A 26,366-nucleotide genomic window follows, 5' to 3' on the forward strand; every position below is an offset into this window, starting at 1 on the left:
CGCTGCACCTTGATGCAATCGCTGGCGCGCTCTCAGGTAGCGTGCTGAACTGGTTCAACAGAAGCGGCGTCTGCCGTTTCTCAAGCCAGCAGGAGTACGCGTGCCCCCCTTCAACGCCGCCAACCTGACGCCCTCCCGGATTGCCGACCTGCGCCGCAAGCTGAAAGCGGCCGGCTGCCGTCCGCCGCCCCAGGCCTGTACCCTGGGCGAACTGTCCGAGGCCATCGTCGAATTCCGCCGGCGCCAGGGCATCGCCGGGCGCGGCGTGCTCGACGCGCAGACCCTGCGCCGCCTGGACGAGGTCAGCGGCGCCACCTTCGGCGACATCTTCCGCGACGAACTCGACCTGCTGCGGCCGCAGCCGGAAACGCGCGCCGAGGCCGACGAACCATCCATGCGCGCCCACGGGGCCGGCCTGGTGGGCCTGGCCCTGTCCGGCGGCGGCGTGCGCAGCGCCACCTTCGGCCTCGGCGTGCTGCAGGCCATGGCCGGCCACAAGCTGCTGCGCCACCTCGACTACCTCTCCACCGTCTCCGGCGGCGGCTTCATCGGCGGCTGGCTGTCAAAGTGCATCCACGAGCAGGGCGGCGACGTCGGGAAGGTCGAGGCGCTGCTGGCCCCGCCCGCCGGCACCGCCGAGGCGCCGGCGATCCGCTTCCTGCGCCAGTACAGCAATTACCTGTCCCCGCGCGGCGGCATGTTCAGCGCCGACACCTGGACCCTGATCGGCACCTATGTGCGCAATACGGGCCTGAACCTGACCATGCTGGTGGCCTGGCTGTGCGCCCTGCTGCTGCTCCCGCGCGCCTGCGTGTGGGCGGTGCACCGCATCGTGGGGCCCGGCGGGGCCTGGGCCGCCTACGCCGACCTGGCCTGGATGTTCGGCATCCTGCTGTTCCTGGCGGCCGTGTTCTGCATCGCCCTGAGCATCTCGAGCAAACCGTCCGGCTCGCGCGGGCTGCGGCGCTTTCCGCTGTCGCAGGGCGCCGTGCTCTGGTGGATCAACCTGCCGCTGCTGCTGGCCGGCTTCCTCGGCAGCGTCGGGCTATGGCGCCACGGCGGCATGGCGCCGTTCTGGGAGCTGGGCGCTCTGCCGGCCGAGCTGCAGGGACGCGCGCACTGGCTGCTGGCGCCGGGCTTCGTCTACTTCGTGGTATGGGCCTGCGGCTGGTATATGGCGCACGACCGCATCAGCGTCTACCGGCGCGCCGGCTACACCCTGTGCACGGCGGCGCTGGTGGCGGTGCTGGCGGTGCTGTGCGCGTCCGTGCGCGCCTTCGCGCCCGAGATGATGGTGCAGCTGATGTCGCGCGAGAGCGCCGAACATATCGTCAACGGCCTGCTGTCGCTCTCCGCCGTGCTGGTGCTGTGCGCCATCGCCCTGGCCGTCATGCACCGCCTGCAGCCGCACCGTCCGCCGGCCGACGTGAGCCGCCTCGAGGTGCTCGAAGGCCTCTCGCACCTGCTGTGCGCGGTCGGCGCCCTCACCCTCGGTACGGTGCTGCTGCTGGGTGGCCTGGCCCTGCTGCCCGACCCCAGCACCCATCCGGTGCTGAACAATGCGATCGCCCTCACGACCTTCGGCATGCCGCTCATGATGGCGCTGTTCGCCGGCACCATGACGCTGATGATCGGCCTGATCGGCCGCATGTACAGCGACGCCAGCCGCGAATGGTGGAGCCGCCAGGGCGCCTGGACCTGGATCTTCGCGCTGGCCTGGGTCACGATGTTCGGTGTCGCCTTCTTCCTGTCGCCGCTGCTGCACTGGGCCTGGCTTACCTTCGAACCCTGGTCCACCATCAGCACCTTCGCCAGCTGGCTGTTCGTCACCTGGTTCGGCCTGAAGGCCGGCAGCAGCAGCGCCACAGGTTCGCGCAGCTCCGACTGGCGCCTCGACTTGTGCGCGCGCCTTGCTCCCTATGTGTTCACGGCCGGCGTGTTCGCCCTGCTGGGCGCCTTCGTGCAGTGGGTGGTGGCGCCGCCGCGGCTCGCCTGCCCCGCCCCCGTCACGCTCACCTGCGTCTACGGCCTGCACGCCAGCGCCACCCTGGAGACCAGCGGCGCGCGCCTGGCCACGGCCTTCGCCGGCTTCACGGTGGCCGCCCTGCTGCTCGGCTGGCGCGTGGACATCAACAAGTTTTCACTCTACATGATGTACCGGAACCGCCTGGTGCGCGCCTACTTCGGCGCCAGCAACCGCGCGAGAAAGCCCCATCCCTTCACCGGCTTCGATCCGGGCGACGATCCGCTGCTGGCCGACCTGAAGCAGCAGCGCCCCTGCCACATCATCAACACCTCCCTCAACCTGGTCGGCGGCGAAGAACTGGCCTGGCGCACCCGCAAGGCGGCCTCCTTCACCTTCACGCCGCGCCACTGCGGCTTCGAGCTGCCGCCACAGTCCGCCGGCAGCGAAGCTGCGCGCGGCTGCTACCGGGCCACCAGCGACTACGGCTCGCGCTCGGGAACCGGGGCCGACGACGACGCCGGCGTGCGGCTCGGGATGGCGATCGCCGTGTCCGGCGCGGCGGCCAGCCCGAACATGGGCGCGCACTCCTCGCCCCCGCTGAACTTCCTGATGACGATGTTCAATGTGCGCCTCGGGCGCTGGTGCCCGAATCCACGCAGGCAAGCCTGGCAGCAGTCCTCGCCGCCGGTCGGCCTGTTCAGCCTTCTCGCCGAACTGTTCGGCCTGACCAATGCCGACGCCAGCTACGTCTACCTGTCGGATGGCGGCCACTTCGACAATCTCGGGATCTACGAACTGGTACGGCGGCGCTGCCGCCTGATCGTCGCCGTGGACGGGGCCAGCGACGGCCTGTTCTCCTTCGAAGACCTCGGCAACGCGATCCGCAAATGCGCCACCGACCTGCACGTGCGCATCGATCTCGACGTCGGCAAGCTCGCCCAGCGCGGCGGCGAGGGGCTGTGCGGCGCCAGCTGCGCGGTCGGCACGGTGCGCTACAGCCAGGTCGACGCGGGCGGCGTCGACGGCACCCTGCTCTACCTGAAGCCGGCCATCGTGGGAAGCGAGAACGCCGACCTGCTCAACTACCGCAAGGTGCACCCCGCCTATCCGCACGAGAGCTCGGTGGACCAATGGTTCGACGAGACCCAGTTCGAGAGCTACCGGGCGCTCGGCCAGTACATCGCCGACTGCGCCCTCGGTCCGGCAGCCGATGCCACACGGGCGCGCGAAGGCGGCTTCGACGTCGACGCGCTGTGCGCGCAGTTGTGGCGCCGGCATGGGCCCCGGGACGGCGCCCCGCTTCCAGCCGACCGCCCGGGCGTGCGCGAAGGCTGCCGCTAGCGGCCGATCTTCTCCAGCGCCGCAAGCGCTTCCTCGTCCAGCACCAGGCTGCCGGCCGCCAGGTTCTCGCGCAGGTGGGTGATCGACTTGGTGCCGGGGATCAGGAGGATGTTGGGCGAGCGCTGCAGCAGCCAGGCAATCGCCACCTGCATTGGCGTCGCGCCCAGCCGCCGTGCGAGTACCGACAGGCTGTCCGACTGCAGCGGCGAGAAGCCGCCCAGCGGGAAGAAAGGCACGTAGGCGATGCCCTGGCGCGCCAGCGCGTCGATCATGGCGTCGTCCTGGCGGTGCACCAGGTTGTACATGTTCTGCACGCAGGCGACCGGCACGATGCGTTGCGCCTCCTCGAGCTGGGCCATCGTGACGTTGCTCAGGCCAATGTGCTTCACCAGCCCGCGCTCGCGTAGTCCGGCCAGGGCTTCGACCTGTGCGGCGATCGATCCCTCCGCCGGTCCGTGTACGTCGAACATGGCGCGGAAGTTCACCACGTCCAGCCGTTCCAGGCCCAGGTTGCGCAGGTTGTCGTGGACGGCCTGTTCCAGCTCTTGCGGCGAATCCGCCAGCAGCCAGTTTCCCTGCTCGTCGCGCCGCGCGCCGATCTTGGTGACGATCGTGAGGCCCTCCCGGTAGGGGTGCAACGCTGCGCGGATCAGCTGGTTGGTGACGTGCGGACCGTAGAAATCCGAGGTATCGATGTGGTCGACGCCGAGCAGCAGCGCTTCGCGCAGCACGGCAAGCGCCGCGTCGCGGTCCGGCGGAGGGCCGAAGACGCCCGGGCCGGCCAGCTGCATGGCGCCGTAGCCGAGGCGGCGTACTTCGCGCGAACCGAGACGATAGCTGCCTGCCTGGTCGATGGTGGTCATTGCTGTTCTCCTCAAGTAGTTTGGTGCAACAACGATACGTCCGCGCGCCCGGACATACAATCCAGGTTGCACTGGACAACTTGTACGGAAAATCGAACAATGAAGATCGACCTCGGCGATTTATCCGCCTTCGTGGCGGTGGCGCGGGCCGGCGGCTTTCGCGACGCGGCGCGCCTGAACGACAGCAGCGCCTCGGGCCTTTCCGACGCCGTGCGCCGGCTGGAAGCCCGTCTCGGCGTGCGCCTGCTGAACCGGACGACCCGCAGCGTCGTGCCCACCGAGGCGGGCCGCAGCCTGCTCGCGCGCCTCGATCCGGTGCTGAGCGAAGTCGACAAGGCCCTGGACGTGGTCAACGGCTTTCGCGACACCCCGGCGGGCACCTTGCGCCTGAACGTGCCGATGAGCGCCGCCCGCCTGGTGCTGCCCTCCATCGTCCCGCGCTTCCTGGCCGCCTACCCGGAGATCACGCTGGAAGTCACCGCCGAGGAGAGTTTCGTCGACGTGCTGGCGGCCGGCTGCGACGCCGGCATCCGCTACGAGGAGCGGCTGGAGCAGGACATGGTAGCGGTGCCGATCGGTCCGCGCGTGCAGCGTTTCGCGGCGGCTGCCTCGCCAGACTACCTGGCGCGGCGCGGCCGTCCGGATCACCCGCGCGATCTGCTGCAGCATGCCTGCCTGCGCGGGCGCTTCCCCAGTGGAGCCGCGATCGCCTGGGAGTTCGAGCGCGATGGCGAGCGCCTGAGTGTGAACCCGTCCGGGCCCCTGCTCGTGCAGATCGGCGGCGCGGTCGATCTGGCGGTCGACGCGGCGGTAGCGGGCACCGGCATCGTCTACCTATTCGAAGATTGGCTGCGGCCCTATATCGAACGTGGCGAGCTGGCGCCGGTGCTGGAGGCATGGTGGCCGCGGTTTTCGGGGCCGTATCTGTATTACGCAGGCCGCAAGCTGCTGCCGGCTCCCTTACGCGCCTTCGTGGACTTCATCAAGAAAGAGGAAAGCGCGCGATAGGATGCTTACGCGGCAGCCGCCTCTCCAGGCGGCTCGTGCGGCGAAACATCCTTCGGCGCCTCCTCCACCTTCGGCGCCAGCGCCAGCAGCTGCTCGATCAGCTGCGCGAAACGCTGCTGGCCGGGCGCCAGGCGGTCCGCCTGCGCCAGCACGGCATGCGCCTCGTCCGACAGCAGGACGCTGAAGCCGCGCTGCTGCATGCACGAGACCAGGATCTGCGCCGAATTGAACAGGATGCGCACATTGTGCGGCAGCGCGGCGCGGGCATTCCTCATCCATTCGACCGCCTCGGGCAGCTTGTTGGTCTTCCACAGCAGCACGCCCTGGTTCATCAGGTCCACCGCTTCCTTGCGCGCCTTGCGGATCAGGGCCTCGCCCTCGTCGCCCATGCGCGCCTTCTCGAAGATCTTCTGCACCTCGTCCTGCAGCAGCACGTTGTCGTGGTTGTTGCGGATCACGTAGCACAGCAGGTCCACCGGCGCTTCCTTCACGCCCACCGCGAACAGCAGGGTCGCCATCTCGAGGCAGGTCGTCACGTCCGGACGCTCGGGATTGGACTGCAGCAGCGCTTCCAGCTCGTCGCCGGCCTTGCGCGCGCGCCGGTAGTCGCCGCTCTCGTGGTAGACCAGGCCTTCGGTGATCTTGGCGCGCAGCTCGATGTCCGGGTGCTCGGCGAAGAACTCGCGCTGGGCCGCGTTCAGCAGCAGCAGCGCCTCCTTCGGGTCGTTCTTCAGGCCGCATACGCGCGCCAGGCCCAGGTAGGCGTCGGGCGTCTTGCGGATCGAGTACTCGCCGATCGCGATGCATTTGCGGAAGGCCTTCTCGGCCATGCCCACGTTCCCCAGCTTCAGGCAGGCCTGGCCGAGGTTGCGCTGGCGCGGCACCGAGTTGGGCGAGAGCTTGGCGGCGCGCTCCAGGATGCCGAGCGCCTCTTCGTGCTTGCCCATGCTCTGGTAGGCCTGCGCCAGCCCGTCGTAGGCGTCGATGTAGTAGCGGTTCTCGGCGATCACGGTGGCGAACATCTGGCGCGCCTGCTCGTGGTCGCCGTCCGCCATGCGGATCCTGGCCAGGCCCGCGCGCGCCCACTGGTATTCGCGCTGGGCCAGCACGCGTTCGTAGGTCTCGCGCGCCTTGGCGGGTTCGCCGCACTTCTCCATCAGGCGCGCCTTCATGCGCAGCAGGTCGATCTCGTGGACGCGGTTGGCCGCGATCTGCTCGTCGCACAGGCGCGCGGCGCGCAGGTAGTCCTTCTCGGCAAACGCATGGTCGATCGGGTTGAACACCTGCTTCTTGCGCCAGACGCGGTTCAGGCGCGTCAGCAGCACGCCCTCGGTGATCGGCTTGACGAGATAGGCGTCCGGCTGGTGCTCGGCCGCCCCCATCACTGATTCGACGGTCTTCTCGGCCGACACCATCAGGAACACGCTCGAGGGCAGCAGCAGGTTGCGGATGCGCGCTTCTTCCAGCACCTGCTGGCCGTTCTTGCCTTCGCCCAGGTTGTAGTCGCACAGGACCACGTCGTAGCGGGTCTTGTTCAGCAGGGCCATCGCCTCGCCGCCGCTGGAGGCCTGGTCGATATTGCGCGCGCCCAGGCTGCGCAGGCTTTCGCGCAGCAGCTGGCGCACCCCGATGAAGTCATCGACCACGAGGTAGTTCTTGGCGGCCCAGTCGACCTGCTCGACGGCGCTGGGCGCGGGCAGCGGGGCGGCCGGGCTGATGAAGTTGGCGGGCGCGTTCATGGCAGGGTCAGGATGAAGCAGCCGCCGCCAAGCTCGCCGCCGTTTTCGAGGCGCACGCTGCCCGCACGGTCGCGGTGGCGGTGCATGCGCGCGACTTCGCGCGAGAAGTGCAGGCCCAGGCCGGCGCTGTTGGTCAGGAAGTTCACGCCGCTGGCATTCGCGTCCATCGCGGCGCCGCCCGCCGCCAGCAGGGAGGGCGGATAGCCGGCGCCGTTGTCCTCGACGCGGATCTCCAGCCAGCCGTCGCGTTCGCGCGCACGGAGGCGGATGCGGTCGCGCGTGTAGTGCACCGCGTTGTTGATCGCGTGCGAGACCACGCCGACGATCAGGTCTTCGTCGAAATGCCAGACCAGCTCCGCGTCCACGTCGAGTTCGAGTTCGACGCCGCGCGAGGCGAGCAGGACGCGCTCCATCCCCACCACCTGCTCGACCAGCTGGCCGATCTCGAGCGGCTGCACGTCGAAAGGATATTCGGGCGTGCCGACGCGTTTATACAGCGCCAGCAGCTGCATCAGGTTGTCGTTCAGGCGGCGCGTCTGGTACAGCATCTGCGCCATTTGCGCGTACGCCTTCTCGGTCTCGGGCGACGCGCCGTCGAGCAGGCGCTCCAGCGTGCCGGACAGGACGCTGATCGAATTCTTCATGTCGTGAGCAGTGGACGCGAGGAACAGGAACAGCTCGCTCGATTGTGGGGAGTCTTCCATCGATGGGGCCGGCCGGGCCAGAAAAGTTACCGTACGTTAATTATACCGTCGGCCATTTGACAATCCCCTCACGGAATGTAACTTATGGCTGAGTTACAACAAGATGGCGTGCTATTCCGTTGCGGATTGCGGCATGCGGCTGCTGCGCCGCGCACGCAGCACGAATCGCGCCGGGTCGAGCGCATCGACCAGCGTCGTCTCCAGCGGCAGCGGCTCGCCCTCCAGCTGGGCGACAAGCAATTCCGCCGCCAAGGGCGCCCAGATCAGGCCGCGCGAAGCGTAGCCGAGCAAGGCAAACAGGCCCGGGTGGCGCGGCACGTCGCGCAGGCGCTCGGTCGCGCCGGCGGCGGCGAAATCCGGCAGGCGGCCCACCAGCGGCAGGCGGTCCGGGGCCACGCAGCGGAAGCCCACCCGTCCCGCCAGCGGCGCCCCTTGAGCGGCCGCCGGATCGGAGACCAGGCTGCGCAGCCTGTCGATGTTCTCCTGCTGGCTCGCCGCACGCAGCATCGGGTCGGCATCGAGGTCGTAGGTGGCGCCGGCGCAGGCGATGCCGCCTGCCGCCGGCGTCAGGTAGGCCTCGCGGCACAGCACCAGCGGCAGCGCGGGCAGGCTGGCGCTGTCCAGGTGGGTGACCTGGCCGCGCAGGCTGGAGAGCGGCAAGCCCGCGGACTGCGCCAGGCTGCGCGCGCCGACGCCGTTGGCCACGACCACGGCCGGCGCCCGGGCGACGATGCCGCCATCCTCGCCGCGCGCCAGCCATTCGCCGTCGATGCGTTCGAGCTGCACGCTGCCCACGCCGAAGCGGCGCGTCAGGCGCGCGCCGCAGGCATCCAGCAGCGCCGCGCACACGCTGCCGGGACGCGCCCAGCCGCCCTGCGGGAACAGCCAGCCGCCATCCGGCGCCTTCAATCCGAGCAGGGCTTCGGCCTCGGGCGGCTCCAGCCAGCGCGCGAACTCCGACGGCAATCTTCCTTCGGCCGCGATGGCGCGCGAGGCGCTAGCATGCCCAGCGTCGCGCGCCAGCTGCAGCACGCCGCAGGCATCGCCTTCGATGGCCGCGCCGATGCCGCCCAACTGCTCCCAGGCGCGCAGGGCGTAGAGGTAGGCGGCGCGCGTGAGGCGGGTCGGGATGTTGTCGTCGCGCGAGAGCAGCGGCATGAAGATGCCGGCCAGGTTGCCGGAAGCTTCCATCGCCGGCCGGGCATGGCGCTCGACCAGGGTGACGTCCCAGCCGCGCGCGCACAGGCTGGCGCAGGCGCTCGATCCGGCCAGGCCGGCGCCGAGCACGATGGCGCGGCGCTCGGGCCTCGGCGGCACCGGCAGGCGCGGCTTGCGGCTGGCGAAGACGGCATGGCCCGCTTCGCCCTCGAACACGAAGCCCTGGGCCTGCAGCGCGGCGCGCTGTTCTTCGTTCAGCGATTGTGCGAACAGCCGCGCGCCGGCGGCGACGATGCGCGCCAGCGGCCGGGCGAAGTCGCTTCCCGCAACGACGTCCAGGAAGACCGCGTCGGGCTGGGCGCCGAGCTGGGCCAGCGCGGCGTCGATCGGCGCGGACAGCAGGGTCAATGTCAGGCGCGGGTCGCTCTGCGGGATACGGTGAAAACCCGGCTGCAGGCCCGGCGCGAGGGCGACGACGTGCAGGCGTGCGCTGCGCTCGGGATCGGCATGCCATGCCGCCTGCAGCCCTGCGATCTCGCTGTCGCTGTGGTTCGAGAAGAACACCGTGTAGCGCTCGCGGCCGCGCCAGAGGCCACGCAAGTCGATCATCGCCCGACGTGGCGGAAACACGCACGGTCATGGTCGTTCACCATGCCGATGCCCTGCAGGTAGGCATAGACGATGGTCGAACCGACGAACTTGAAGCCGCGCTTGGACAAGTCTTTCGAGATGCGGTCCGACAGCTCGGTCTTCGCAGGGCGCTCGCCGTCGGGCCAGCTGCTGACGATGGGCTTGCCGTCGACCCAGCCCCACAGATAGGCGTCCAGCGTGAGCCCCTGCTCGCGCATCGCCAGGTAGGCCCTGGCGTTGGTGATGGCCGCCGCCACCTTCAGGCGATTGCGCACGATGCCGGGATTGGCCAGCAGTTCGGCCACCTTGGCCTCGTCATAGCGGGCGATTTTTTGGGCGTCCCAGCCATCGAAGGCGGCGCGGTAGCTGTCGCGCTTGTTCAGGATGGTCTCCCACGACAGGCCGGCCTGCGCGCCTTCGAGGTTGAGCATCTCGAACAGCGTGGTCTCGTCGTGGCAGGGCACGCCCCACTCGTGGTCGTGGTAGGCGATGTAGCGGGGGTTGGCCATATTGGCCCAGCTGCAGCGGGTCTGGTTCATGCCCGCAGTATAACTTGGCGCCGCCTCAGGCCAGGACCTGGCGGTACAGCGCGAGGTAGGCCGCGCCCGCTTTTTCCCAGCTGAAGCGGCTCGCGTGCAGGCGGGCGCGTTCGGCGCCGTGCTCGCGCTCGAAGCGCGCCATGCCCTGGGCCAGCACTCCGGCCATATGGTCCGGATCGAAGCTGTCGAAGTAGAAGGCGGCGTCGCCGCCGATCTCCGGCAGGCTCGTGAAACGCGACAGGAACACCGGCCGGCCATGGTGCATCGCTTCCAGCACCGGCAGGCCGAAGCCCTCGGCGAGCGAAGGAAAGAGGAAGGCTTCGCAATGCGCGTAGTACCAGTCCTTGTCGAACTGGCTGACCGGGCCCGTCACCGCCACCCTGTCCAGCACACCGTAGCGCGCGGCTTCCTGCAGGATCTTCTCCTTGTAGGCGTCCTTGACCACGCCGGCGATCACCAGGGTCATGTCGTTCCCGCGCAGCAGCGGAACCAGCACGTGGAAGTTCTTCTTCGGACACACCATGCCGACCGCGAAGAGAAAGCGCCCCGGTGGCTGGAAGCGCGGCAGGTGGCCTTCAGGCGCGCGGCCCGGATTGGTGCCGTTGTAGATGACCGAGATCTTGCCCGCCGCCTCGGGGAAGAAGCGCAGGATGTCGGCTTTCACGAATTCCGAGATCGCCACCACGTGGTCGACCCCGGCGATCTTGCGCGCCATGCGGCCCAGGTGCCGTGCGAGTTTCGGGCTGCCCGGCGGCTGCTCGTGCACCTGGTTCAGGTCGTGCACCGTCATCACGGTCCGGGCGCGCACCTGCTGCGGGCCGAAGCGGCAGTACTGGTCGGCGAAATGGACCACGTCGAACTGCTGCTTGCGCGGGAAATGCCAGCGGTGGAACTTGCGGTGGCGAACATAGGAAGCCCGCTGTCCCAGGAAACCGTGCTGCAGCGCATAGGTATAGGCGCTCAGCTCGACATTCCCTTCGCCCTGCCGCGCCAGTTCACTCGTCAGGCTGTGGCCGAAGGTATGCAGTCCCGTGTTCTCGAATCGCATGGAATCGAGCGTGATCAGGAGCTTCGGCATCATGCCGCGGCTTCCTCCAGCTGCACGCCGCGCCGGCGCTGCGCAACCCTGGCGCGCCATCCGGCGATCACCGCGGCCACCTGCCCCGCCCCGATCGCGTCCATGCAGCGGCAGCTTTGCGCATCGGTGCAGCTGCCGCAGGCCTGCTCGCCACTGAGCGAGACGGCGTTGCGGCCGAGCGCGCCCCAGCGGGCGATGTCAATCGGTTTGATGGGCGGGAACAGGCCGAGCGTCGACTGGCCCAACGCGGACGAGATGTGCAGCGGGCCGGTGCCGCTGGCGACCAGGCCGTCGGCCATGCCGATCAGCGCGACCAGTTCCCGCAGGTCGAGGCGGCCGCACAGGTTGCGCACGTTGGGGCTCTCGAGCAGCTGCGGAGCCTCGCGCGCCAGTACTTCTCCTTCGGCGCGGCTGCCCGTGATCCAGACCGCGACCTCGGGCTCGCTGCGCAGCAGCGCGGCCAGTTCGGTATAGCGCGCCAGCGGCCATTCGCGCCCGTTGCCGTTCGACTTGGGATGCAGGATCAGGTTGAACTGCGATGGATCGAGCAGCTGCTCCACGCTGGCGGCGCGCGGCGCCTGCAGGCCGTAGAGGGAAGCCAGCTCGGCGAGTTCCGGCTGGTGCTCGATGCCGATCGGCTTGAGCAGGGCAAAATTGAGCTGGGCCTCGTGCAGCGAGGAGCGCGCGCGGCTGAAGTGCGCGAGCCGGTTGCAGCTGATCCAGTGGTGCAGGCGATGGCTGCTGCCGACGCGGTTCGCGACGTGGGCGCGGCGCGCGGCGCGGCCGATGGCGCGGTGCGGGAAGGCAAAGACGACGGTGTCGTATTCCTGGTCCCGGAACAGGCGGTCGATGTCCAGTTCCTCCAGCGCCAGCACGCGGTCGATGTGACGGCAACAGCGCACCACGGGGGCGGCATAGGCGCGGCACACCATGTCGACCTGGACGCCCGGAATCAGGCTCTTCAGGTAACCCGCGAGCGGCAGGGTGAGGACGACGTCACCGATATTGTCGGTGCGGCAGATGAGGATGCGTGACAGGGCGGGAGGCATTACAGGTCTCTCGGTTTATTCCTGGCGCGGCGGCAGTTTCGCCACTCGCGTCCATCGCGTTCGAACAATGCGGCTCGAACCGACGCTGCAAAGCAGTCTGGCAGAGCCTATCCAATTTGTATGTATTTGTAATCCCATCTTTACACGTTCTTACATGCAATACAACCACTGTTGCGGCTGAATTACACTGACTATCTGGTTTGAGGCGCCCGCGCATCGTAAACGATGCAATACGCACCAGACCAGTGCAAGTGGTCATCCTAAGTGGAAATTAAGAGAGAAAGACGTGAGAAAATTCTCGAGGCCAATCAAGGCAATGCTCGGTTTGCTGGCAGTGGCCGGCGCCGAGGCGTCCGCATGCAGTATCCAATCTCGTCCTTTCGGGATGCTGTCATCCGGCGAACAGGTGCGCGCCTACACGGTCAGCAATAATCGTATCGAAGTCACGGTCCTGGACTACGGCGGCATCCTCCACGAGATCAAGGCACCAGACCGTGAAGGCAGGATGGAAAACGTCGTCCGCAACCTGGCGACGCTATCCGACTATGAACGCAATACCAGCTTCTCGCGGATCATCGGGCGCTTTGCCGGCCGCATCGGCAATGGCGGCTTCACCCTCGATGGCAGTCGCTACGAGCTCGCAGCCAGGCCGGACGGCGTCATCTCCCACGGTGGCCCGGGCGGATTTGGCAGTCGCCTATGGACGGGCAGGCCCGCCGCTTGCGGCGTCGACCTCGCCTTGACGAGCAAGGATGGGGAAAATGGCTTTCCCGGAAACCTGCAGGTCGAGGCCGCTTTCAGGCTCGATGGAGCGGACCTGCATATTGACTACCGTGCGACGACCGACAAGCCAACCGTGGCCAACCTGACACATCATGCATTCTTCAATCTGTCCGGCGCTCCCGACGTCTATGACCACGAGTTGAAGGTCAATGCCGGACGCTGGCTGGTCACTGACTCCAGGCGCGTACCCACGGGGGAGATTCCCGTGGTGACAGACATACTGGATCTGAGAGGCGGCCGCAAGGTGGGAGCGGTGGTGAATGCCCTTGAGCCGGCCATCAAGGCAAGCAATGGATTGGACCATACTTTCGTACTCGAGGAACGGCATGCGGCCACCCTGCGTGACGCTGTCTCGGGACGCGTGCTGGAAGTGTTCACCTCCGAGCCAGGCATCGTTGTGTTTTCCGCCAACAGCTGGAACGGCAGCCTGCGCGACGCAGCAGGACAGCCGCTCCTCAAGGGTGGTGGGCTGGCGCTGGAGACCCAACATTTCCCCAACAGCCCGAACATCTCGCACTTCCCGACGACAGTAGTGCGTCCGGGCACGCCCCTGCACACGGTGACTATCTTTCGCTTCGGCCTTGATGCAGGGAAAGACGGCCTTCAAGGCCCATAGCGTTTCTGAACCTCGTCGTAATGCCGCTTGAGGGTCCAGAAGGCCTGCTTCTTCTTGCCGTCGTCCGAGATCAATCCTTTGCGGTTCCAGAAGTCCTGGAAGTAGGGATGCTGGCGGCGCGGCGAGCGGAAATCGGCCAGCACCCAGGGCGTCATGCCGCGCAGACCAGGTATCCCCGAGAGCATCCGGAACTGGTTCTGGTAGAGCCGGTCCTGGTATTCCTCGGACCAGCGCGTATCGGCGTCGGCATGGTAGCCGCCCAGGGCGTCGGCGCCGAATTCGGTGACCACCACCGGCTTGTCGAGCTTGATGTCGAAGCGGAAGTCCAGCATCTCCGCATTGCTGGCCCAGTACCAGCCGGCATACTCGTTGAAGCTGGCCAGGTCGAGCAGTTCGGCGAGCGGATCCTCGATCGTGATGTCACGGCCCTTGCGGTGGATTTCCAGCGCCGCCGCCACCAGGCGGGTGTCGTCGAGCGCGCGCGCGGTGCGCACCAGGCTGCCCATGAAGGCATTGCGCGCCTCGCCGATCGGGGTCTCGTTCCCGACCGACCAGACCACCACGCTGGCGCGGTTGCGGTCGCGCTCGATCATGTCGGTGAGCTGTCTTCCGGCGTTGGCGAGCGTGGCCGGATTGGTCCACGAGATCGTCCAGTACACCGGCACTTCGGCCCACACCATCAGGCCCATCTCGTCGGCCAGCCGGGTCATCTCCTCGCTGTGCGGATAGTGGGCCAGGCGCACGAAATTGCAGTTCAGTTCCTTCGCCCACTGCAGCAGCATGCGCATATCGCCTTGCCCGCGCAGGCGGCCCGGGATCAGGGGGTTCTCTTCGTGCAGCGAGATCCCGCGCAGGAACACCGGCTTGCCGTTCAGGAGGATGTCCTGGCCGCGCGTCTCGATGGTGCGAAAACCGATGCGGTCGACCACCCTGTCGCCGCCACCCGAGAATTCCACCGCGTAGAGTTTCGGCTGCTGCGGCGACCAGTAGGCGAGCTGCCTGACGGGCACGTCGATCGTCGCGCGGCCGTTCGCGTCGGGCTTCAGCGAGAACTTTACCCCCGCTTCGGGAATCGTCACGGTCACCTGCTGTGCCGGGGCAACCCCGGCCATCTGCACGAAGCCCTGCAAACGGCGCGCGTCGCCCTTCGCCAGCTGCAGCTTGTAGTCGGCGATGTACGTCGCCGGCAGCTCGGCCAGCAGCACGTCGCGCGTGATGCCGCCGTAGTTCCACCAGTCGGTGTTCACGGTGGGGATCTCGTCCTGGTGGCGCGTGTTGTCGGCCTTGACCACGACCACGTTGCGGCCCTGCTTCAGGTAAGCGGTGGCGTCGAACTGGAAGGGCGTGAAGCCGCCCTTGTGCATGCCGAGTTTTTTTCCCGTTCAGGTAGACGTGGGCCTCGTAGTTGACGGCGCCGAAATACAGCACGTAGCGCCGGCCCGGCCTGGGATCGGCCTCGAAGACCTGGCGCAGCCATACGCTACCCTCGTACAGCTGCAGCTTCTCCGCCTGCGAGTTCCAGTCCCCCGGCACCTTCATGGTGGGGGCCCGGTCGAAGTCGTACTCGACCCAGTCGCCCTTGTCCTTCGGCTTCCTGTCGTCGTAGAAGCCGCCCTTCCCGCTTTTCGAGGCATCGAAGGCCTGGCGGCGGTAGTCGTAGAAGCCGTTCTCGTAGGGGTCGACGATGTAGCTCCAGCGCCCGTTCAGGCTCAGGTGACTGCGTCCGTAGATGTTCTGCAGCGGCGCCATCGACGCATCCTGGCGCGGCGCGGCGGCCGGTTGGCCGGCAAGCTGCACGTCGCCCGGCCGCGCCTGCTGGGCGGTGGCTGACAGGCAGGACAGCAGCAGGGTGAAGCCCAGCAGCAGCCGGGCGAAAGCGTGTCGCATCATGGTCTCCTCCAGTTGGCAACGTTTCCAAAATCGGTAAGACGATCGTATCGACAACGGACGAGTCAGCCAAGCGAAACCTGCTCAGCGCAGCAGCGCTTGCTCCAGGCGCGCCACGCCGGCGCGGATCTGCACGGGCGTGAAGGCCGAGAAGCCCAGCAGCAGGCCGGGCGGTACGGCGCATTCGGGGCCGGCCTGCGGATGCGCGAAGTAGGACAGCGGCCGCAGGTCGACGCCGGCATCGAGTGCGCGCGCCACCGCCTGCGCTTCGCCGAGCGGCCCCGTAAGGTGCACGCAGGCGTCCAGGCCCGTGTCGGTCGGGCCGGCGCGGAGCATGCCGCCGAGGCGCTGCCCCAATGCCTCGAGCATCGCGGCGCGGCGCTCGGCATAGGCGTCGCGGGTGCGCCGGATGTGGCGCGCGAAGTGGCCCTGGCGGATGAAGTCGGCGAGCACCGCCTGCGGCACGATCGGGCTGTGGCGGTCGACCACGGCCTTGGCCTGGCGCAGGGGCTCGGCCAGGCTCGGGGGCGCCACCACGTAGCCCAGGCGCAGGCCGGGGAACAGCACCTTCGACAGGGTGCCGACGTAGATCACACAGCCGCTGCGGTCCAGGCTTTGCAGCGAGGCCAGCGGCGGGCCGGTATAGCGGTACTCGCTGTCGTAGTCGTCCTCGACGATCCAGGCGCGCCTGCTTTCCGCCCAGCGCAGCAGGTCGAGGCGGCGCGCCAGGCTCATGGTCACGCCCAGCGGCAGCTGGTGCGAGGGCGTGGCGAAGACCATGGCGGCGTCAGGGTAGCGGCGGGCCGCATACGCCACGTCCATGCCCTCGGCATCGACCGGCACGGGACAGATGCGCGCGCCCGCCACCTCGAAGGGCGCGGCCGCGCCCTGGTAGCCGGGCGACTCGAGCCAGACCCCCTCGCCAGGGGCCAGCAACAGCTGGGCCAGCAGGTAGAGGCCCTGCTGCGAACCGCTCGTGATGACGATCTGCTCGGGCGTGCAGCGCACCCCGCGCGAGGCATTCAGGTAGGCGCAGAGCAGCTCGCGCAGCGGCGCATGGCCGGCCGCGGAATCGTAGCCGAGCGGCAGCTCGCGGCGGCGCCAGTGGTGCGCTTCCAGCTTGCGCCAGGTCTCGAAAGGAAACAGGTCCAGGCCCGGCATGCTGGTGCGGAAGGTGCGCAGCGGGCCCGCGTGATGGCGCACCCGCGCCATGCTGGATGCCATTGCCTGGCCACGCGCCGGCAGGGGGCGCGGCGCGGCCGGCGCCGCGCCGGAAGGCAGGGCCGCGGAGCGTGCCGCCGGCAGGGCGGTGTCGACGAAGGTCCCCTGCCCCACCCCGCCGCGCAGATAGCCTTCGGCCGTCAGCTGCTCGTAGGCGGCAAGCACGGTCTGGCGCGCGACGCCCAGCTGCAGCGCGAGTTCGCGCGTGGCGGGCAGGCGCGCGCCGGGCCCCAGGCCGCCCTGCAATATGGCGTCCTTCAGCCGCGCGTACAGCTGGCGAAAGAGCGGTGCGCCGCTTGCGCGGTCCAGCGGCGTGGCGGCGATGAGGTCGTGGATGTGCATGCGCAGGCAAAGGAATTGGTACGCCCATCTTCGCCCGGATTGGACCTTTCGGCAAGCCAATCGCCTGCCTATGATGGTGCTTCTTTGATCACGGAGGAGCAATGAAACAGTTCGAAGCCCGGGTGGCGTGGCAGCGCGGCGGCCAGCCCTTCCTCGACGGACGCTATAGCCGCGCCCACGCCTGGCGCTTCGACGGCGGCCTGGAAGTGCCGGCCTCTTCCTCGCCGCTGTCGGTGCCGCTTCCGATGTCCGACGCTAGCGCCATCGACCCCGAAGAAGCCCTGGTGGCGGCCGCGTCGAGCTGCCACATGCTGTTCTTCCTGTCGCTGGCGGCCGGCCGCGGCTTCACCATCGACAGCTACGTCGACGAGGCGCTCGGTTTCATGGACAAGGATGGCGAGGGCCGCATCGCCATGACCCGCATCGAACTGCGCCCGGCCATCGTGTTTGCGGGAGAACGGCCATCGCAGGACGAACTGGGCGCCCTGCACCACCAGGCCCATGCGCGCTGCTACATCGCGAATTCGCTCAAGACCGAGGTCATCGTCATGGAGACACGTTGATGTACCTGCCGACACGCCACCGCCAGCACGACCCGCAGGCCATGCATGCGCTCATCCATCGCCATGCGCTGGGCATGCTGGTGACGATCGAGGACGACATGCCGATGGCCGACCACATTCCTTTCGAGTTCGCCGAAGGTGGCGGGCACGGCCTGCTGCGCGCCCATGTGGCGCGCGCCAATCCGCTGTGGCGCCGCGCCGGGCAGCAGGTGCTGGTGGTGTTCCGCGGCCCGGCAGCCTATGCGCCCCCGGATCAGGAAGAAAAAGCGGCAAGCGGCGGCCGCGTGGTGCCGACCTGGGACTACCACGTGGTCCATGCGCGCGGGGTGCTGCGCGCCATCGAGGATCCGGCCTGGCTCCTGGACTTCCTGCGCGGCCAGACCCGCCACCACGAAGCGGCCCAGGCGCAGCCCTGGTCCGTGGACGATGCGCCGCCTGCCTATATCGGCGGCATGCTCAAGGCGATCGTCGGCATCGAGATCGCCATCGAGCGCATCGACGGAAAATGGAAGGGCGCTCCCCCTGCCTGAGGCGAGCGCCCTGAGAGGCAGTGCGGGCCTGCCTTACTTCTTCATCGGCGTCGGTTCCTTGCCGGTGGCGGTGCTGGTGTCGTTGCCCGGCGTGCCCGCCGTGCCGGCGGCGCCGCGCGCGGTCTTGGCGATCATCTCGTCCGCCGCCAGCAGGTGCTGCTCGACGATCGGCCGCATCTTGGTGACCAGGGCCGTGACTTCCGGATCCTTCAGCTCGCCCATCCTGCTCTTGAGTTTTTCATGGGTGGCGCGGTGGTCGCGCCGGCCCGACTGCTTGATGTAGGTGCGGTCGAAAATGTCGCCGCTGAGCGCCTCGAGCATCTTGCTCTTGGCCTTGTGCGTGACGTTCGGCTCGGCCGGCAGTTCGACGCCCTTGGCCTGGGCCAGGGCGCGCACCTCGGCATGCGCCTTGGTGTGCTCGTCGATCATGCGCTGGGCGTAGGCGCGCACCTGGGCGTTCTGGCTTTTCTCCAGCGCCAGCCGCGCGGCCGCGATCTCGGCCAGGTTGGATTCCGCCAGCACTTCGAGTGCCTTGCGGTCGTCGCGGGACAGCTTGCTCGCGCCCGCCTTGGCGTCGGTGGCGGCGGCGCCCTGGGTGGTCGACGGCGTCGCCGCCTGGCCCTTGTCGGCCTGGGCCGGTGCGGCGACGAACAAAAGCGCCGTCAAGATGGCCGGCAGCGCTGCGCGCGTGGATCGGTGTTCCTGCATGGGTTTCTCCTGGTGTGCTGTGCTGAAAACGCCTGTGCGCCGGCGGGACGCGTATCCCGCCGGCGCACAGCTTCCTGCCTGTTCGATACCAACCGGGGCGGCTTATTTGCCGGAGGTTGTTCCCGACTTCGCCGACGACATCTGCTGCGCGGCCTTCAGGTGCTGCTCGACGACCGGGAGGGTCTTCTCGGCCGCGGCTTTCACGTCGGCGTCCTTGGCGCTCTTGCTGATCTTCTGCAGCTTGGCGTGGGTGTCCTTGTGGTCCTTCAGGCCCGCCATCTTCATGTATTCCTTGTCGAAGGCGTCGCCCGTGAGTTTCTCGAGCTTGGCGGCCATGGCCTTGTGCTTGGCGTCCAGCTCGGTCGGCAGGGTCACGCCCTTCGATTGCGCCAGCGGCTGCAGGTCGGCCAGGGCCTTGCCGTGGTCGTCGATCATCTGCTGGGCGAAGGCCTTCACCTCGGCGTTCTGGCTCTTGCTCAGGGCCAGCTTGCCGGTCTCGACTTCGGCCATATTCGCGATGGCCATGTCGGTGATCGCCTTCTTGTCGGCGGCGCTCACCTTGGCGCTGGAGCCGGTCTGGCCGGCGGCGCCCGATGCGCCCGAGGTCTGGGCGCTGCGGTCTTCCATGCCCTGGCTGCTGGTGTTGTTGACGGTGCCGTCCGCGGCGGTCTTGCCGGTCAGGTTGGGGTTGCCGGTGGCGCTCTGCTGGGTCATGGACTGGGCGCTCTGGCCGCTGGTCTGGGCCTGCACGCCGAAGGCGCTGAACATGGCGGCAAAGGCGCTCACGGCGAGCAGTTTCTTGACCTGGTTCTTTTGCATGGTTTTTCTCCTGATGAGTGGTATGGGGCTGTCCCGCGCTGGCTGGCGCCGCGCGGTGTCTCCTGTCCTGTCTGACATTGCGTCGTGTCGAGCGTAGCCGAGTGTAGCGCCGCGATTTCCTGAACAGCGCACGTTAGCCGCGCAGCAATTTCTCACGTATCAGGCGAAAAAAAGCCAGTCCGCGGACTGGCCCTGGCCTGCTTGCCGACGCTCAGCGGAAGCGCAGCGTGGCGCTGAGATCGCCCGGCGGACGCGCGCCGCGCGCCGCGAAAGCGGCATTGCGCGCGGCCAGGCCGTCGAGCAGCGGCAGGCCATGCAGGCGCGTGATGAAGCGCAGGATCGAAGTGGTGTCGTAGAAGTTGTGGTCGACGGCGCCGCGCTTGGCGTGCGGCGACACCACGATGGCCGGGATGCGCGAGCCCGGTCCCCAGCGGTCGCCCTGGGGCGGCGCCACGTGGTCCCACCAGCCACCGTTCTCGTCGAAGGTGATCACCACCACCATGTCCTTCCACTGCGGCGACTTCTTCAGGTGCTCGATCACATTGGCCACGTGGGCGTCACCCGACTCGATGTCCGAGTAGCCAGCATGCAGGTTCAGGTTGCCCTGCGGCTTGTAGAAGCTGACCGCGGGCAGCTTGCCGGCCACCACGTCGGCGATGAAGCGGTTCGAGATCGGGCTGTCGCCCAGGCCGCCGTCACGCAGGTGTTCTTCGCGCGCCTTCGTGCCCGGGGCAAATTGCTTGAAGTAATTGAAGGGCTGGTGGTGGTGCTGGAAGTTCGGACGCTGGCCCTGGCCGCGTCCGTCGAGCGCGGCCTGCCAGGCGCCGCCATACCAGGCCCAGCTCACGCCTTTTTCCGAAAGCAGGTCGCCGATGGTCTTGTAGGTCTGCGGCGGCAGGGTCGACGGGTTGTGCGGGTCGGCCAGCATCGGGTCGCCATCCGGCGCGGGCTTCACCCAGCTCGGCTGGTAGGGCGGCGCCATGGTGTTGACGGCGTAGCCGTCCGGCGTGATGGCGCCGTTGCGCACGTACTTCGGCTTGCCCTCCAGCGCCGACTTCGGAGAGTCCGGTTCCAGCGCCAGGCGGGTGCCGGTGGGGCCGTCGGCCAGCACCGCGATCTTCGACTTCGCCGGCGTGGACGCGGCGTCGAAGAATTCGGGCGTGCGGCCGCTGATCAGGAACTGGTGGTTCAGGTAGGAGCCGCCGAAGGCCGCCATGAAGAAGTTGTCGCACAGCGTGAACTCGCGCGCGATCTGCCACAGGCCCAGGTTCTTGCCGGTCTCGCCGTAATGCCCCATTACCAGGGCGCCGGAATCGCCCCAGGCCACGAAGCCGTCGTTGCGGCCGCCGTTGATCTGCATCTGGTTGTGATAGAACTGGTGCGTCAGGTCGCGCGTGACCAGGCCTTCCGGCAGCGGATTGCCCTGCGCATCCTTCAGCTTCCACGGCGCGTTGGGCAAGCCCTGGATGTCGTCTTCCTTGACGATGTAGTCCTTGCCGCCGAGGTTCTGGCGGCCGGGCACCATGCCGCCCCAGATCTTCGGCAGGCTGGGGAGCACCGAGCCGTCGCGGTCTTTTTGCCGCACCGCTTCCGGCGGAAGGCTCGACAAGGGCGAAGCCAGGCCCGGGAAGTCCGCGAACAGGTTGTTGAAGCTGCGGTTCTCGAGATAGATCACGACCACGTTCTTCACGTGGGTGCGCAGCTTGTCGTCCAGCGAGGTGCCGCGCGCAGGCGCAGGTTTTGCGGACTTGCCGGCTGCGGCATCGGCAAGCAGGGGCATGCCCAGCGAGAGACCGGCGGCGGCCTGCATCACGCGGCGGCGCGTCGGGTCTTCCGGTTGGGTGGCGGGGTTGTCGTGGGGTGATTGCTCGTGCACTGCCTGCTCCGTGTCGCTTCGGGGAAACAGGCATTATCGGTGCTTTTCTTTCCAGCAGGAATATTGACGCGGACATGCCGGGTATGGCGCCGTGGATATTGTCAAACGCCGGTCATAATCGCCGGGCAGAATGCAATGGCTCCTTGGGAAGGGACGCTGGCGGCGCAAGCCGCCCTACCGGCGCCGGCGGTCGGGAAATATACCGGCACCAATTTACGCGCCGCGCATTGCGCGCGGTGCTCCTCGCTTACAGCAGCGGGATCAGGATGTCGTAGGCATTGTCCGGCCGCGCGCCGTCGTGCAGGGTGGGCGTATAGCGGCGGTCGTAGCGCTCCAGGCGCCAGCCCTCGTCGTCCTGCACCATGCCCAGCTGCTCGATGGCGGCAAAGCCGGTGAGATAGGTGGCCTGGACCCGCGCCATCGGCCCGCGGTGGGTCAGCAAGGCGTAGCGGCGCTCCGGGATGCGGATCCCGATCATGCCCGGCGGCAGACTGTTCAGGTCGGCGACCACGGCGGCGACGCACTCGATGTGCACGCCATTCTTTTCTTGCAGGCTGACGCCGTAGCGCAGTCCATTGGTTTCGCCCAGTTCGCTTTCGCGCTCCAGAAAGGCGCTCCAGACGCCCGGCATGTCCGTTTCCAGGACCGAAAACGGGCCTGCGAGCGGCAGTCCGGCGAGCTTCATTTCAGGCAGGGTAACGGTTGAGATGTGCATGATAGTGGTGTGCAGGGAGACGGGAAAATTATAGCCTTATCGCCTAGACAATATTAGCATCCGTGCAATCGTGCGCAGCCATTTGTCTCCATCGCACAGGTATTTTTTGCGAAAAGCGTGCAACAACCGTATTGATCTGCTGCATGCCGCATGCATGGCAGGGGCTTGCCGCACCGCCTGTTCCCGCTTTTTTGCAGTCTGTCGCAAACGCCACCCGGCGTCGTAATGTCTCCCTACAATGGATTCATACCACTTCACCGGAGACCACCATGCAACGCCTGATCCTCGCCGCCGTCCTGTCCCTCGCTTCGCTGACCGCCCATGCCGACGAGCAGCTGCGCAAGGTCACCCCGTTCAAGGGCATCGTGGTCCATGGTCCCGTCAGCCTCGTCGTCGAAGCCGGCAAGTCCCACTCGCTGCGGGTCGAGGGCGACCCGACCTTCATCGGCCGCGTCACCAGCGAGGTGGTGGGCGGCGAACTGCGCTTGGGGCTGAAGGAGAGCAAGCGCACGAATATCGGCAACAGCGACCGCGTGGTCGTCACCCTGCCGGAACTGCAGACCTTCAGCGGCGAAGGCGCCGGCCTGATCATCCTGAACAATGTGCGCGGCGAGCGCTTCGACGTCGACTACCGCGGCGCCGGCCGCCTGGCGATCAATGGCGAGGTGCGCACCCTGCGCCTGCACGCCGAGGGGGTCGGCGAAGTCGACACCAAGGACCTGCGCACCCGCAGCGCCGACGTCAGCTTCGAGGGCATCGGCTCGGTCAAGGTCCACGCCAGCGACAGGCTGGACGCCAACGTGACCGGCATGGGCAACCTGAGCTACTACGGCAACCCGCGCGTGGTGAACAAGTCGGTATCGGGCATCGGCAGCGTGGTCGCCGTCAAGTAAGATCCTTGTCCAGCGGACGGTTGGCGATGTCGAGCAAGACCTCGGCATGGCAGGGACCGTCGAGCGGGCACCAGCAGGCCAGGTTCTTGCCGCGCAGCGCCAGCTGCGCCTGCCGCGCGACCTCCTGGCCGGCCGGGTCGCGCTCGATCCAGCGCCGGTAGGCGGCCACCGCTTCCGCCACCGTCGGCATGGCCGTGTAGCGCGTGCCGACCGGCGTGCCCGGCGCGAGCTCGGGCGCCACCGAGAAGGGATTGCCCCAGCGTCCCGGACGCGCCACCGAGACGGTATCCGGCGGCAGCTTCCAGCCTTTTTTCCTGCTCAGTCGTACGCGCGTCGGCATCGTTCACGCTCCTAGAGTTTCGCGATCTGCGCGTCGATCCGGCGCAGCGCCCGTTCGTTGCGCTCACTATAGCGGTTCGTCAGGTAGTCGGTGCGTCCGCGCATCAGGAGGGTGATCTTGAAGAGTTCTTCCATCACGTCGACCACGCGGTCGTAGTAGGCCGATGGACGCATCCGGCCTTCCTCGTCGAACTCCTTGTAGGCCATCGGCACCGAGGACTGGTTCGGGATGGTGAACATGCGCATCCAGCGCCCCAGCAGGCGCATGGTGTTGACCACGTTGAAGGACTGCGAACCGCCGCACACCTGCATCAGCGCCAGGGTGCGTCCCTGGCTCGGACGCAGGGCGCCCTGCTCCAGCGGGACCCAGTCGATCTGGTTCTTCATCACCGACGTGATGGCGCCATGGCGCTCGGGGCTGCACCACACCTGCCCCTCGGACCACAGGAACAGTGCGCGCAGCTCGGCCACCTTCGGATGCGTCTCCGGCACGCTGCCCACCATGGGCAGCTCCATCGGATCGAAGATTTTCACTTCCGCCCCGAAGTGCTCGAGGATGCGCGCCGCCTCGTAGGTCAGGAAGCGGCTGAAGGAACGCTCGCGCAGCGAACCATACAGGAGCAGGATGCGCGGCGGGTGGGTCATGTCGCCCGCCTGCGCCAGCTTGTCCATGTCCGGCATGTCGAGCTGCTCGGCGTTGATGTTCGGGAGTCCGGGAATCTTGCTCATGCTTGTCTCGCTTCTTCAGCCCAGGCGCAGCGCCAGCGCCGCCAGGGTCACCAACAGGATCGGCAGGGTGAGCACGATGCCGACACGGAAATAATAGGCCCACGAGATGCGCACGCCCTTGCTCGCCAGGACGTGCAGCCATAGAAGCGTCGCCAGGCTGCCGATCGGCGTGATCTTCGGCCCCAGGTCGCTGCCGATCACGTTCGCGTAGACCATCGCTTCGCGCACGGCGCCGGTCGCGTTCGTGGCATCGATCGACAGCGCGCCGACCAGCACGGTGGGCATATTGTTCATGATCGAGGACAGCAGCGCCGTCACGAGGCCGGTGCCGAATGCCGCGCCCCACACGCCATGCGCGGCGAAGCGGTCCAGCAATGCCGTCAGGTAGCCGGTCAGCCCGGCGTTGCGCAGGCCGTAGACCACCAGGTACATCCCGAGCGAGAACACCACCACCTGCCAGGGCGCGCCGCGCAGCACCACGCGGGTGGAGATGCGGTGGCCGCGCGCGGCGACCGCCAGCAGCACCAGCGCGCCGAATGCGGCCACGGCGCTGATCGGCACGCCCGCTTCATCGAGCCAGAAGAAGCCGATGAGGAGCATGGCCAGCACCCACCAGCCGGCGACGAAGGTGGCGCGGTCGTGGATCGCTTCCTCCGGTGCGCGCAGCTGGGCCAGCTCATAGTCGCGCGGGATGTCGCGGCCGAAGAAGAACAGCAGGGCGCCGAGCGTGGCCGCCACCGACACCAGGTTCACCGGCGCCATCACGGCGGCGTAGCGTGCGAAGCCGATCCCGAAGTAGTCGGCGGACACGATGTTGACGAGGTTCGACACCACCAGCGGCAGGCTGGCCGTGTCCGCGATGAAGCCGGCCGCCATCACGAAGGCCAGCGTGGCCCGCGGCGAAAAGCGCAGCGCCGCCAGCATGGCGATCACGATGGGCGTGAGGATCAGCGCCGCACCGTCGTTGGCGAACAGCGCGGCCACCGCGGCGCCGAGCAGCACCAGCAGCACGAACAGGCGCCGCCCGCTGCCGCGGCCCCAGCGCGCCACGTGCAACGCGGCCCACTCGAAGAAGCCGGCCTTGTCCAGCAGCAGGCTGATGACGATGATGGCGACGAAGGCGCCGGTGGCGTTCCATACGATGCCCCAGACGACGGGGATGTCTTCCAGCCGGATCACGCCGAGCAGCAGGGCCGCGATGGCGCCGAAGGAAGCGCTCCAGCCGATGCCGAGGCCGCGCGGCTGCCAGATGACGAGGACGAGGGTGGCGGCAAAGATCAGGAAGGCGGTCAGCAAGCGCGTTCCCCCTTCACGCCGGCAGCAGGCCGCCGATGCGGTCCAGCGCCTGCTTGAAGCGGCTGCGGTCGCGGGCCAGCTCCTCGAGCGGCAGCGCAAGGAAAGCCTCGATGCGCCCGCGCAGGATGGCATAGGCGCGTTCGAAGGCGGCGTCGACGACTTCCTTCGTCCCCTCGACGTGGCTGGGGTCGTCCACGCCCCAGTGGGTCCGCAGCACCGGCCCGAGGTAGGCCGGGCAGGTCTCGCCGGCCGCGCTCGCGCAGACGGTGACGACGATGTCGGGCGTGAGCGGCAGGTCGTCCCAGGACTTGCTGTAGTAGCCCCCGGTCGGGATGCTTTTGTCAGCCAGCAGCTGCAGGGCGCGCGCGTTCAGGCGGCCCATGGGCTGGCTGCCGGCGCTGAGGGCGCGCCATCCCGGCGGCGCAAGGTGGTTGAAGACGGCTTCGCCGATGAGGGAGCGGCAGGAGTTTCCGGTGCAGAGGAACAATACGTTCATGGGGCCTTCGGATGTCGATGGGTCAGGGCGTGGCGTTGCACGTTGGTTCGCATGCCGGAACGCAAGGATTGCCGCCGCAGCAATTCTCGGTGAGGAAGGCAAGCAGGCCGTTCATGGCGCCGAACTGCGCCGCGTAGATCAGGAAGCGCCCTTCCTGGCGCGGCGCGATCAGCCCCGCGTGGCTCAATTCCTTCAGGTGGAAGGACAGCGAGGACGCCGGGATGCCGAGCGCTTCGGCGATCCGGCTGGCAGCCATGCCTGCGGGACCGGCCTGCACCAGCAGGCGGAAAGTCGCCAGCCGCGACTCCTGGGCCAGGGCGGCGAGCGCCGCGATGGCGGCCTTGGTATCCATGGGGACGTCTTTCATTTCCATATTCATCGAATTATAAGGGATCGGGATCGGACGCTTCGAATATTATCGAAATAATTTGACAGCTTGATGACAAGCCGATTATTCTTATTTCGTCGAATGACGAAT

The 26,366-nt window shown here is 67.8% G+C and carries 24 protein-coding genes; 6 read left to right on the top strand and 18 right to left on the bottom strand.

Annotated features, from left to right (window positions below):
• The first annotated feature begins 100 nt into the window (after nt 1-100).
• Complete coding sequence (locus NX780_RS16985) at nt 101-3,307, top strand: patatin-like phospholipase domain-containing protein (RefSeq protein ID WP_258829064.1); 3,207 nt, start codon at nt 101-103, stop codon at nt 3,305-3,307.
• On the opposite strand, the gene NX780_RS16990 is transcribed toward NX780_RS16985, so the two are convergent.
• A complete protein-coding gene (locus tag NX780_RS16990) occupies nt 3,304-4,170 on the bottom strand; it encodes an aldo/keto reductase family oxidoreductase (RefSeq protein WP_258829065.1) in 867 nt (288 codons plus the stop codon). The two genes, NX780_RS16985 and NX780_RS16990, sit on opposite strands and share 4 nt — an antisense overlap.
• Nucleotides 4,171-4,269: 99 nt before the next feature.
• On the opposite strand from NX780_RS16990, the gene NX780_RS16995 reads away from it, so the two are divergent.
• Nucleotides 4,270-5,178 carry a LysR family transcriptional regulator gene (locus NX780_RS16995; protein ID WP_258829066.1) on the top strand — a complete coding sequence of 303 codons (909 nt, stop codon included), beginning with the start codon at nt 4,270-4,272 and terminating at the stop codon, nt 5,176-5,178.
• 5 nt (nt 5,179-5,183) lie between these two features.
• Here NX780_RS16995 and NX780_RS17000 read toward each other — a convergent pair whose 3' ends face one another.
• The 6 genes from NX780_RS17000 to NX780_RS17025 form a co-directional block, all read right to left on the bottom strand.
• On the bottom strand, nt 5,184-6,917 hold the full coding sequence (locus NX780_RS17000) for a tetratricopeptide repeat-containing response regulator (protein ID WP_258829067.1): 1,734 nt from the start codon (nt 6,915-6,917) through the stop codon (nt 5,184-5,186).
• Nucleotides 6,914-7,621: a sensor histidine kinase gene (locus NX780_RS17005; protein ID WP_258829068.1), complete on the bottom strand. Its 708-nt coding sequence runs from the start codon at nt 7,619-7,621 to the stop codon at nt 6,914-6,916. The genes NX780_RS17000 and NX780_RS17005 overlap by 4 nt, the downstream gene beginning before the upstream one ends.
• Before the next feature lie 111 nt (nt 7,622-7,732).
• Complete coding sequence (gene mnmC1, locus NX780_RS17010; RefSeq protein ID WP_258829069.1) at nt 7,733-9,388, bottom strand: FAD-dependent 5-carboxymethylaminomethyl-2-thiouridine(34) oxidoreductase MnmC1; 1,656 nt, start codon at nt 9,386-9,388, stop codon at nt 7,733-7,735.
• Nucleotides 9,385-9,948: a DNA-3-methyladenine glycosylase I gene (locus NX780_RS17015; RefSeq protein ID WP_258829070.1), complete on the bottom strand. Its 564-nt coding sequence runs from the start codon at nt 9,946-9,948 to the stop codon at nt 9,385-9,387. Before NX780_RS17015 ends, mnmC1 begins: the two co-directional genes overlap by 4 nt.
• Before the next feature lie 25 nt (nt 9,949-9,973).
• Nucleotides 9,974-11,029 carry a glycosyltransferase family 4 protein gene (locus NX780_RS17020; RefSeq protein WP_258829071.1) on the bottom strand — a complete coding sequence of 352 codons (1,056 nt, stop codon included), beginning with the start codon at nt 11,027-11,029 and terminating at the stop codon, nt 9,974-9,976.
• The gene (locus tag NX780_RS17025) at nt 11,026-12,075 is read right to left on the bottom strand and encodes a glycosyltransferase family 9 protein (protein WP_258829072.1); all 1,050 of its coding nucleotides are present in this window, start codon (nt 12,073-12,075) and stop codon (nt 11,026-11,028) included. The genes NX780_RS17020 and NX780_RS17025 overlap by 4 nt, the downstream gene beginning before the upstream one ends.
• Before the next feature lie 286 nt (nt 12,076-12,361).
• Between NX780_RS17025 and NX780_RS17030 the strand changes: the two genes are divergently transcribed.
• A complete protein-coding gene (locus NX780_RS17030) occupies nt 12,362-13,474 on the top strand; it encodes an aldose epimerase family protein (RefSeq protein WP_258829073.1) in 1,113 nt (370 codons plus the stop codon).
• On the opposite strand, the gene NX780_RS17035 is transcribed toward NX780_RS17030, so the two are convergent.
• Both NX780_RS17035 and pdxR read right to left on the bottom strand, forming a co-directional pair.
• Nucleotides 13,462-14,838: a glycoside hydrolase family 2 protein gene (locus tag NX780_RS17035; protein ID WP_258829074.1), complete on the bottom strand. Its 1,377-nt coding sequence runs from the start codon at nt 14,836-14,838 to the stop codon at nt 13,462-13,464. The genes NX780_RS17030 and NX780_RS17035 overlap by 13 nt on opposite strands.
• 607 nt (nt 14,839-15,445) lie before the next feature.
• Nucleotides 15,446-16,924: a MocR-like pyridoxine biosynthesis transcription factor PdxR gene (gene pdxR, locus NX780_RS17040; protein WP_258829075.1), complete on the bottom strand. Its 1,479-nt coding sequence runs from the start codon at nt 16,922-16,924 to the stop codon at nt 15,446-15,448.
• Nucleotides 16,925-17,025: 101 nt separating this feature from the next.
• On the opposite strand from pdxR, the gene NX780_RS17045 reads away from it, so the two are divergent.
• Complete coding sequence (locus NX780_RS17045) at nt 17,026-17,487, top strand: OsmC family protein (protein WP_258829076.1); 462 nt, start codon at nt 17,026-17,028, stop codon at nt 17,485-17,487.
• Nucleotides 17,487-18,017: an FMN-binding negative transcriptional regulator gene (locus tag NX780_RS17050; RefSeq protein WP_258829077.1), complete on the top strand. Its 531-nt coding sequence runs from the start codon at nt 17,487-17,489 to the stop codon at nt 18,015-18,017. Before NX780_RS17045 ends, NX780_RS17050 begins: the two co-directional genes overlap by 1 nt.
• A 33-nt stretch (nt 18,018-18,050) precedes the next feature.
• On the opposite strand, the gene NX780_RS17055 is transcribed toward NX780_RS17050, so the two are convergent.
• The 4 genes from NX780_RS17055 to NX780_RS17070 form a co-directional block, all read right to left on the bottom strand.
• Complete coding sequence (locus NX780_RS17055; RefSeq protein WP_258829078.1) at nt 18,051-18,725, bottom strand: DUF4142 domain-containing protein; 675 nt, start codon at nt 18,723-18,725, stop codon at nt 18,051-18,053.
• 102 nt (nt 18,726-18,827) lie between these two features.
• Nucleotides 18,828-19,544 (bottom strand): DUF4142 domain-containing protein, encoded by a 717-nt coding sequence (locus tag NX780_RS17060; RefSeq protein ID WP_258829079.1) that lies wholly within the window; start codon nt 19,542-19,544, stop codon nt 18,828-18,830.
• A gap of 211 nt (nt 19,545-19,755) precedes the next feature.
• Nucleotides 19,756-21,354, bottom strand: a complete 1,599-nt coding sequence (locus NX780_RS17065; RefSeq protein ID WP_370663621.1) for an acid phosphatase — start codon at nt 21,352-21,354, stop codon at nt 19,756-19,758.
• A 313-nt stretch (nt 21,355-21,667) separates the two neighbouring features.
• On the bottom strand, nt 21,668-22,135 hold the full coding sequence (locus NX780_RS17070) for a GyrI-like domain-containing protein (RefSeq protein WP_258829081.1): 468 nt from the start codon (nt 22,133-22,135) through the stop codon (nt 21,668-21,670).
• Nucleotides 22,136-22,404: 269 nt separating this feature from the next.
• On the opposite strand from NX780_RS17070, the gene NX780_RS17075 reads away from it, so the two are divergent.
• On the top strand, nt 22,405-23,028 hold the full coding sequence (locus NX780_RS17075) for a GIN domain-containing protein (protein ID WP_258829082.1): 624 nt from the start codon (nt 22,405-22,407) through the stop codon (nt 23,026-23,028).
• On the opposite strand, the gene NX780_RS17080 is transcribed toward NX780_RS17075, so the two are convergent.
• From NX780_RS17080 to NX780_RS17100, 5 genes are read right to left on the bottom strand one after another with little or no spacing between them, the layout of a single operon-like run.
• Entirely contained in the window at nt 23,021-23,368 is a 348-nt protein-coding gene (locus tag NX780_RS17080) for a DUF4326 domain-containing protein (protein ID WP_258829083.1), read from the bottom strand. The two genes, NX780_RS17075 and NX780_RS17080, sit on opposite strands and share 8 nt — an antisense overlap.
• Nucleotides 23,369-23,379: 11 nt before the next feature.
• On the bottom strand, nt 23,380-24,096 hold the full coding sequence (gene arsH / locus NX780_RS17085; RefSeq protein WP_258829084.1) for an arsenical resistance protein ArsH: 717 nt from the start codon (nt 24,094-24,096) through the stop codon (nt 23,380-23,382).
• A 15-nt stretch (nt 24,097-24,111) separates the two neighbouring features.
• Nucleotides 24,112-25,392, bottom strand: a complete 1,281-nt coding sequence (locus NX780_RS17090; protein ID WP_258829085.1) for an arsenic transporter — start codon at nt 25,390-25,392, stop codon at nt 24,112-24,114.
• Nucleotides 25,393-25,405: 13 nt separating this feature from the next.
• On the bottom strand, nt 25,406-25,888 hold the full coding sequence (locus NX780_RS17095) for an arsenate reductase ArsC (protein ID WP_258829086.1): 483 nt from the start codon (nt 25,886-25,888) through the stop codon (nt 25,406-25,408).
• A gap of 22 nt (nt 25,889-25,910) precedes the next feature.
• Nucleotides 25,911-26,240, bottom strand: a complete 330-nt coding sequence (locus tag NX780_RS17100; RefSeq protein WP_258829117.1) for an ArsR/SmtB family transcription factor — start codon at nt 26,238-26,240, stop codon at nt 25,911-25,913.
• Nucleotides 26,241-26,366: the final 126 nt, after the last annotated feature.

It is taken from the genome of Massilia agri (genome assembly GCF_024753255.1).
GTDB classification, from domain to species: Bacteria; Pseudomonadota; Gammaproteobacteria; order Burkholderiales; family Burkholderiaceae_D; genus Telluria; species Telluria agri.

Coding starts and splice junctions, on each gene's coding strand:
- NX780_RS17035 (WP_258829074.1), bottom strand. CDS start 14,838: ATGCACAAGGGCGGCTTCACGCCCTTCCAGTTCGACGCCACCGCTTAC.
- NX780_RS16995 (WP_258829066.1), top strand. CDS start 4,270: ATGAAGATCGACCTCGGCGATTTATCCGCCTTCGTGGCGGTGGCGCGG.
- NX780_RS17000 (WP_258829067.1), bottom strand. CDS start 6,917: ATGAACGCGCCCGCCAACTTCATCAGCCCGGCCGCCCCGCTGCCCGCG.
- mnmC1 (WP_258829069.1), bottom strand. CDS start 9,388: ATGATCGACTTGCGTGGCCTCTGGCGCGGCCGCGAGCGCTACACGGTG.
- NX780_RS17015 (WP_258829070.1), bottom strand. CDS start 9,948: ATGAACCAGACCCGCTGCAGCTGGGCCAATATGGCCAACCCCCGCTAC.
- arsH (WP_258829084.1), bottom strand. CDS start 24,096: ATGAGCAAGATTCCCGGACTCCCGAACATCAACGCCGAGCAGCTCGAC.
- NX780_RS17070 (WP_258829081.1), bottom strand. CDS start 22,135: ATGCACATCTCAACCGTTACCCTGCCTGAAATGAAGCTCGCCGGACTG.
- NX780_RS17095 (WP_258829086.1), bottom strand. CDS start 25,888: ATGAACGTATTGTTCCTCTGCACCGGAAACTCCTGCCGCTCCCTCATC.
- NX780_RS17050 (WP_258829077.1), top strand. CDS start 17,487: ATGTACCTGCCGACACGCCACCGCCAGCACGACCCGCAGGCCATGCAT.
- NX780_RS17020 (WP_258829071.1), bottom strand. CDS start 11,029: ATGATGCCGAAGCTCCTGATCACGCTCGATTCCATGCGATTCGAGAAC.
- NX780_RS17045 (WP_258829076.1), top strand. CDS start 17,026: ATGAAACAGTTCGAAGCCCGGGTGGCGTGGCAGCGCGGCGGCCAGCCC.
- NX780_RS17065 (WP_370663621.1), bottom strand. CDS start 21,354: ATGCAGGCCGCCGCCGGTCTCTCGCTGGGCATGCCCCTGCTTGCCGAT.
- NX780_RS17100 (WP_258829117.1), bottom strand. CDS start 26,240: ATGGATACCAAGGCCGCCATCGCGGCGCTCGCCGCCCTGGCCCAGGAG.
- NX780_RS17080 (WP_258829083.1), bottom strand. CDS start 23,368: ATGCCGACGCGCGTACGACTGAGCAGGAAAAAAGGCTGGAAGCTGCCG.
- pdxR (WP_258829075.1), bottom strand. CDS start 16,924: ATGCACATCCACGACCTCATCGCCGCCACGCCGCTGGACCGCGCAAGC.
- NX780_RS17055 (WP_258829078.1), bottom strand. CDS start 18,725: ATGCAGGAACACCGATCCACGCGCGCAGCGCTGCCGGCCATCTTGACG.
- NX780_RS16990 (WP_258829065.1), bottom strand. CDS start 4,170: ATGACCACCATCGACCAGGCAGGCAGCTATCGTCTCGGTTCGCGCGAA.
- NX780_RS17075 (WP_258829082.1), top strand. CDS start 22,405: ATGCAACGCCTGATCCTCGCCGCCGTCCTGTCCCTCGCTTCGCTGACC.
- NX780_RS17060 (WP_258829079.1), bottom strand. CDS start 19,544: ATGCAAAAGAACCAGGTCAAGAAACTGCTCGCCGTGAGCGCCTTTGCC.
- NX780_RS17025 (WP_258829072.1), bottom strand. CDS start 12,075: ATGCCTCCCGCCCTGTCACGCATCCTCATCTGCCGCACCGACAATATC.
- NX780_RS17005 (WP_258829068.1), bottom strand. CDS start 7,621: ATGGAAGACTCCCCACAATCGAGCGAGCTGTTCCTGTTCCTCGCGTCC.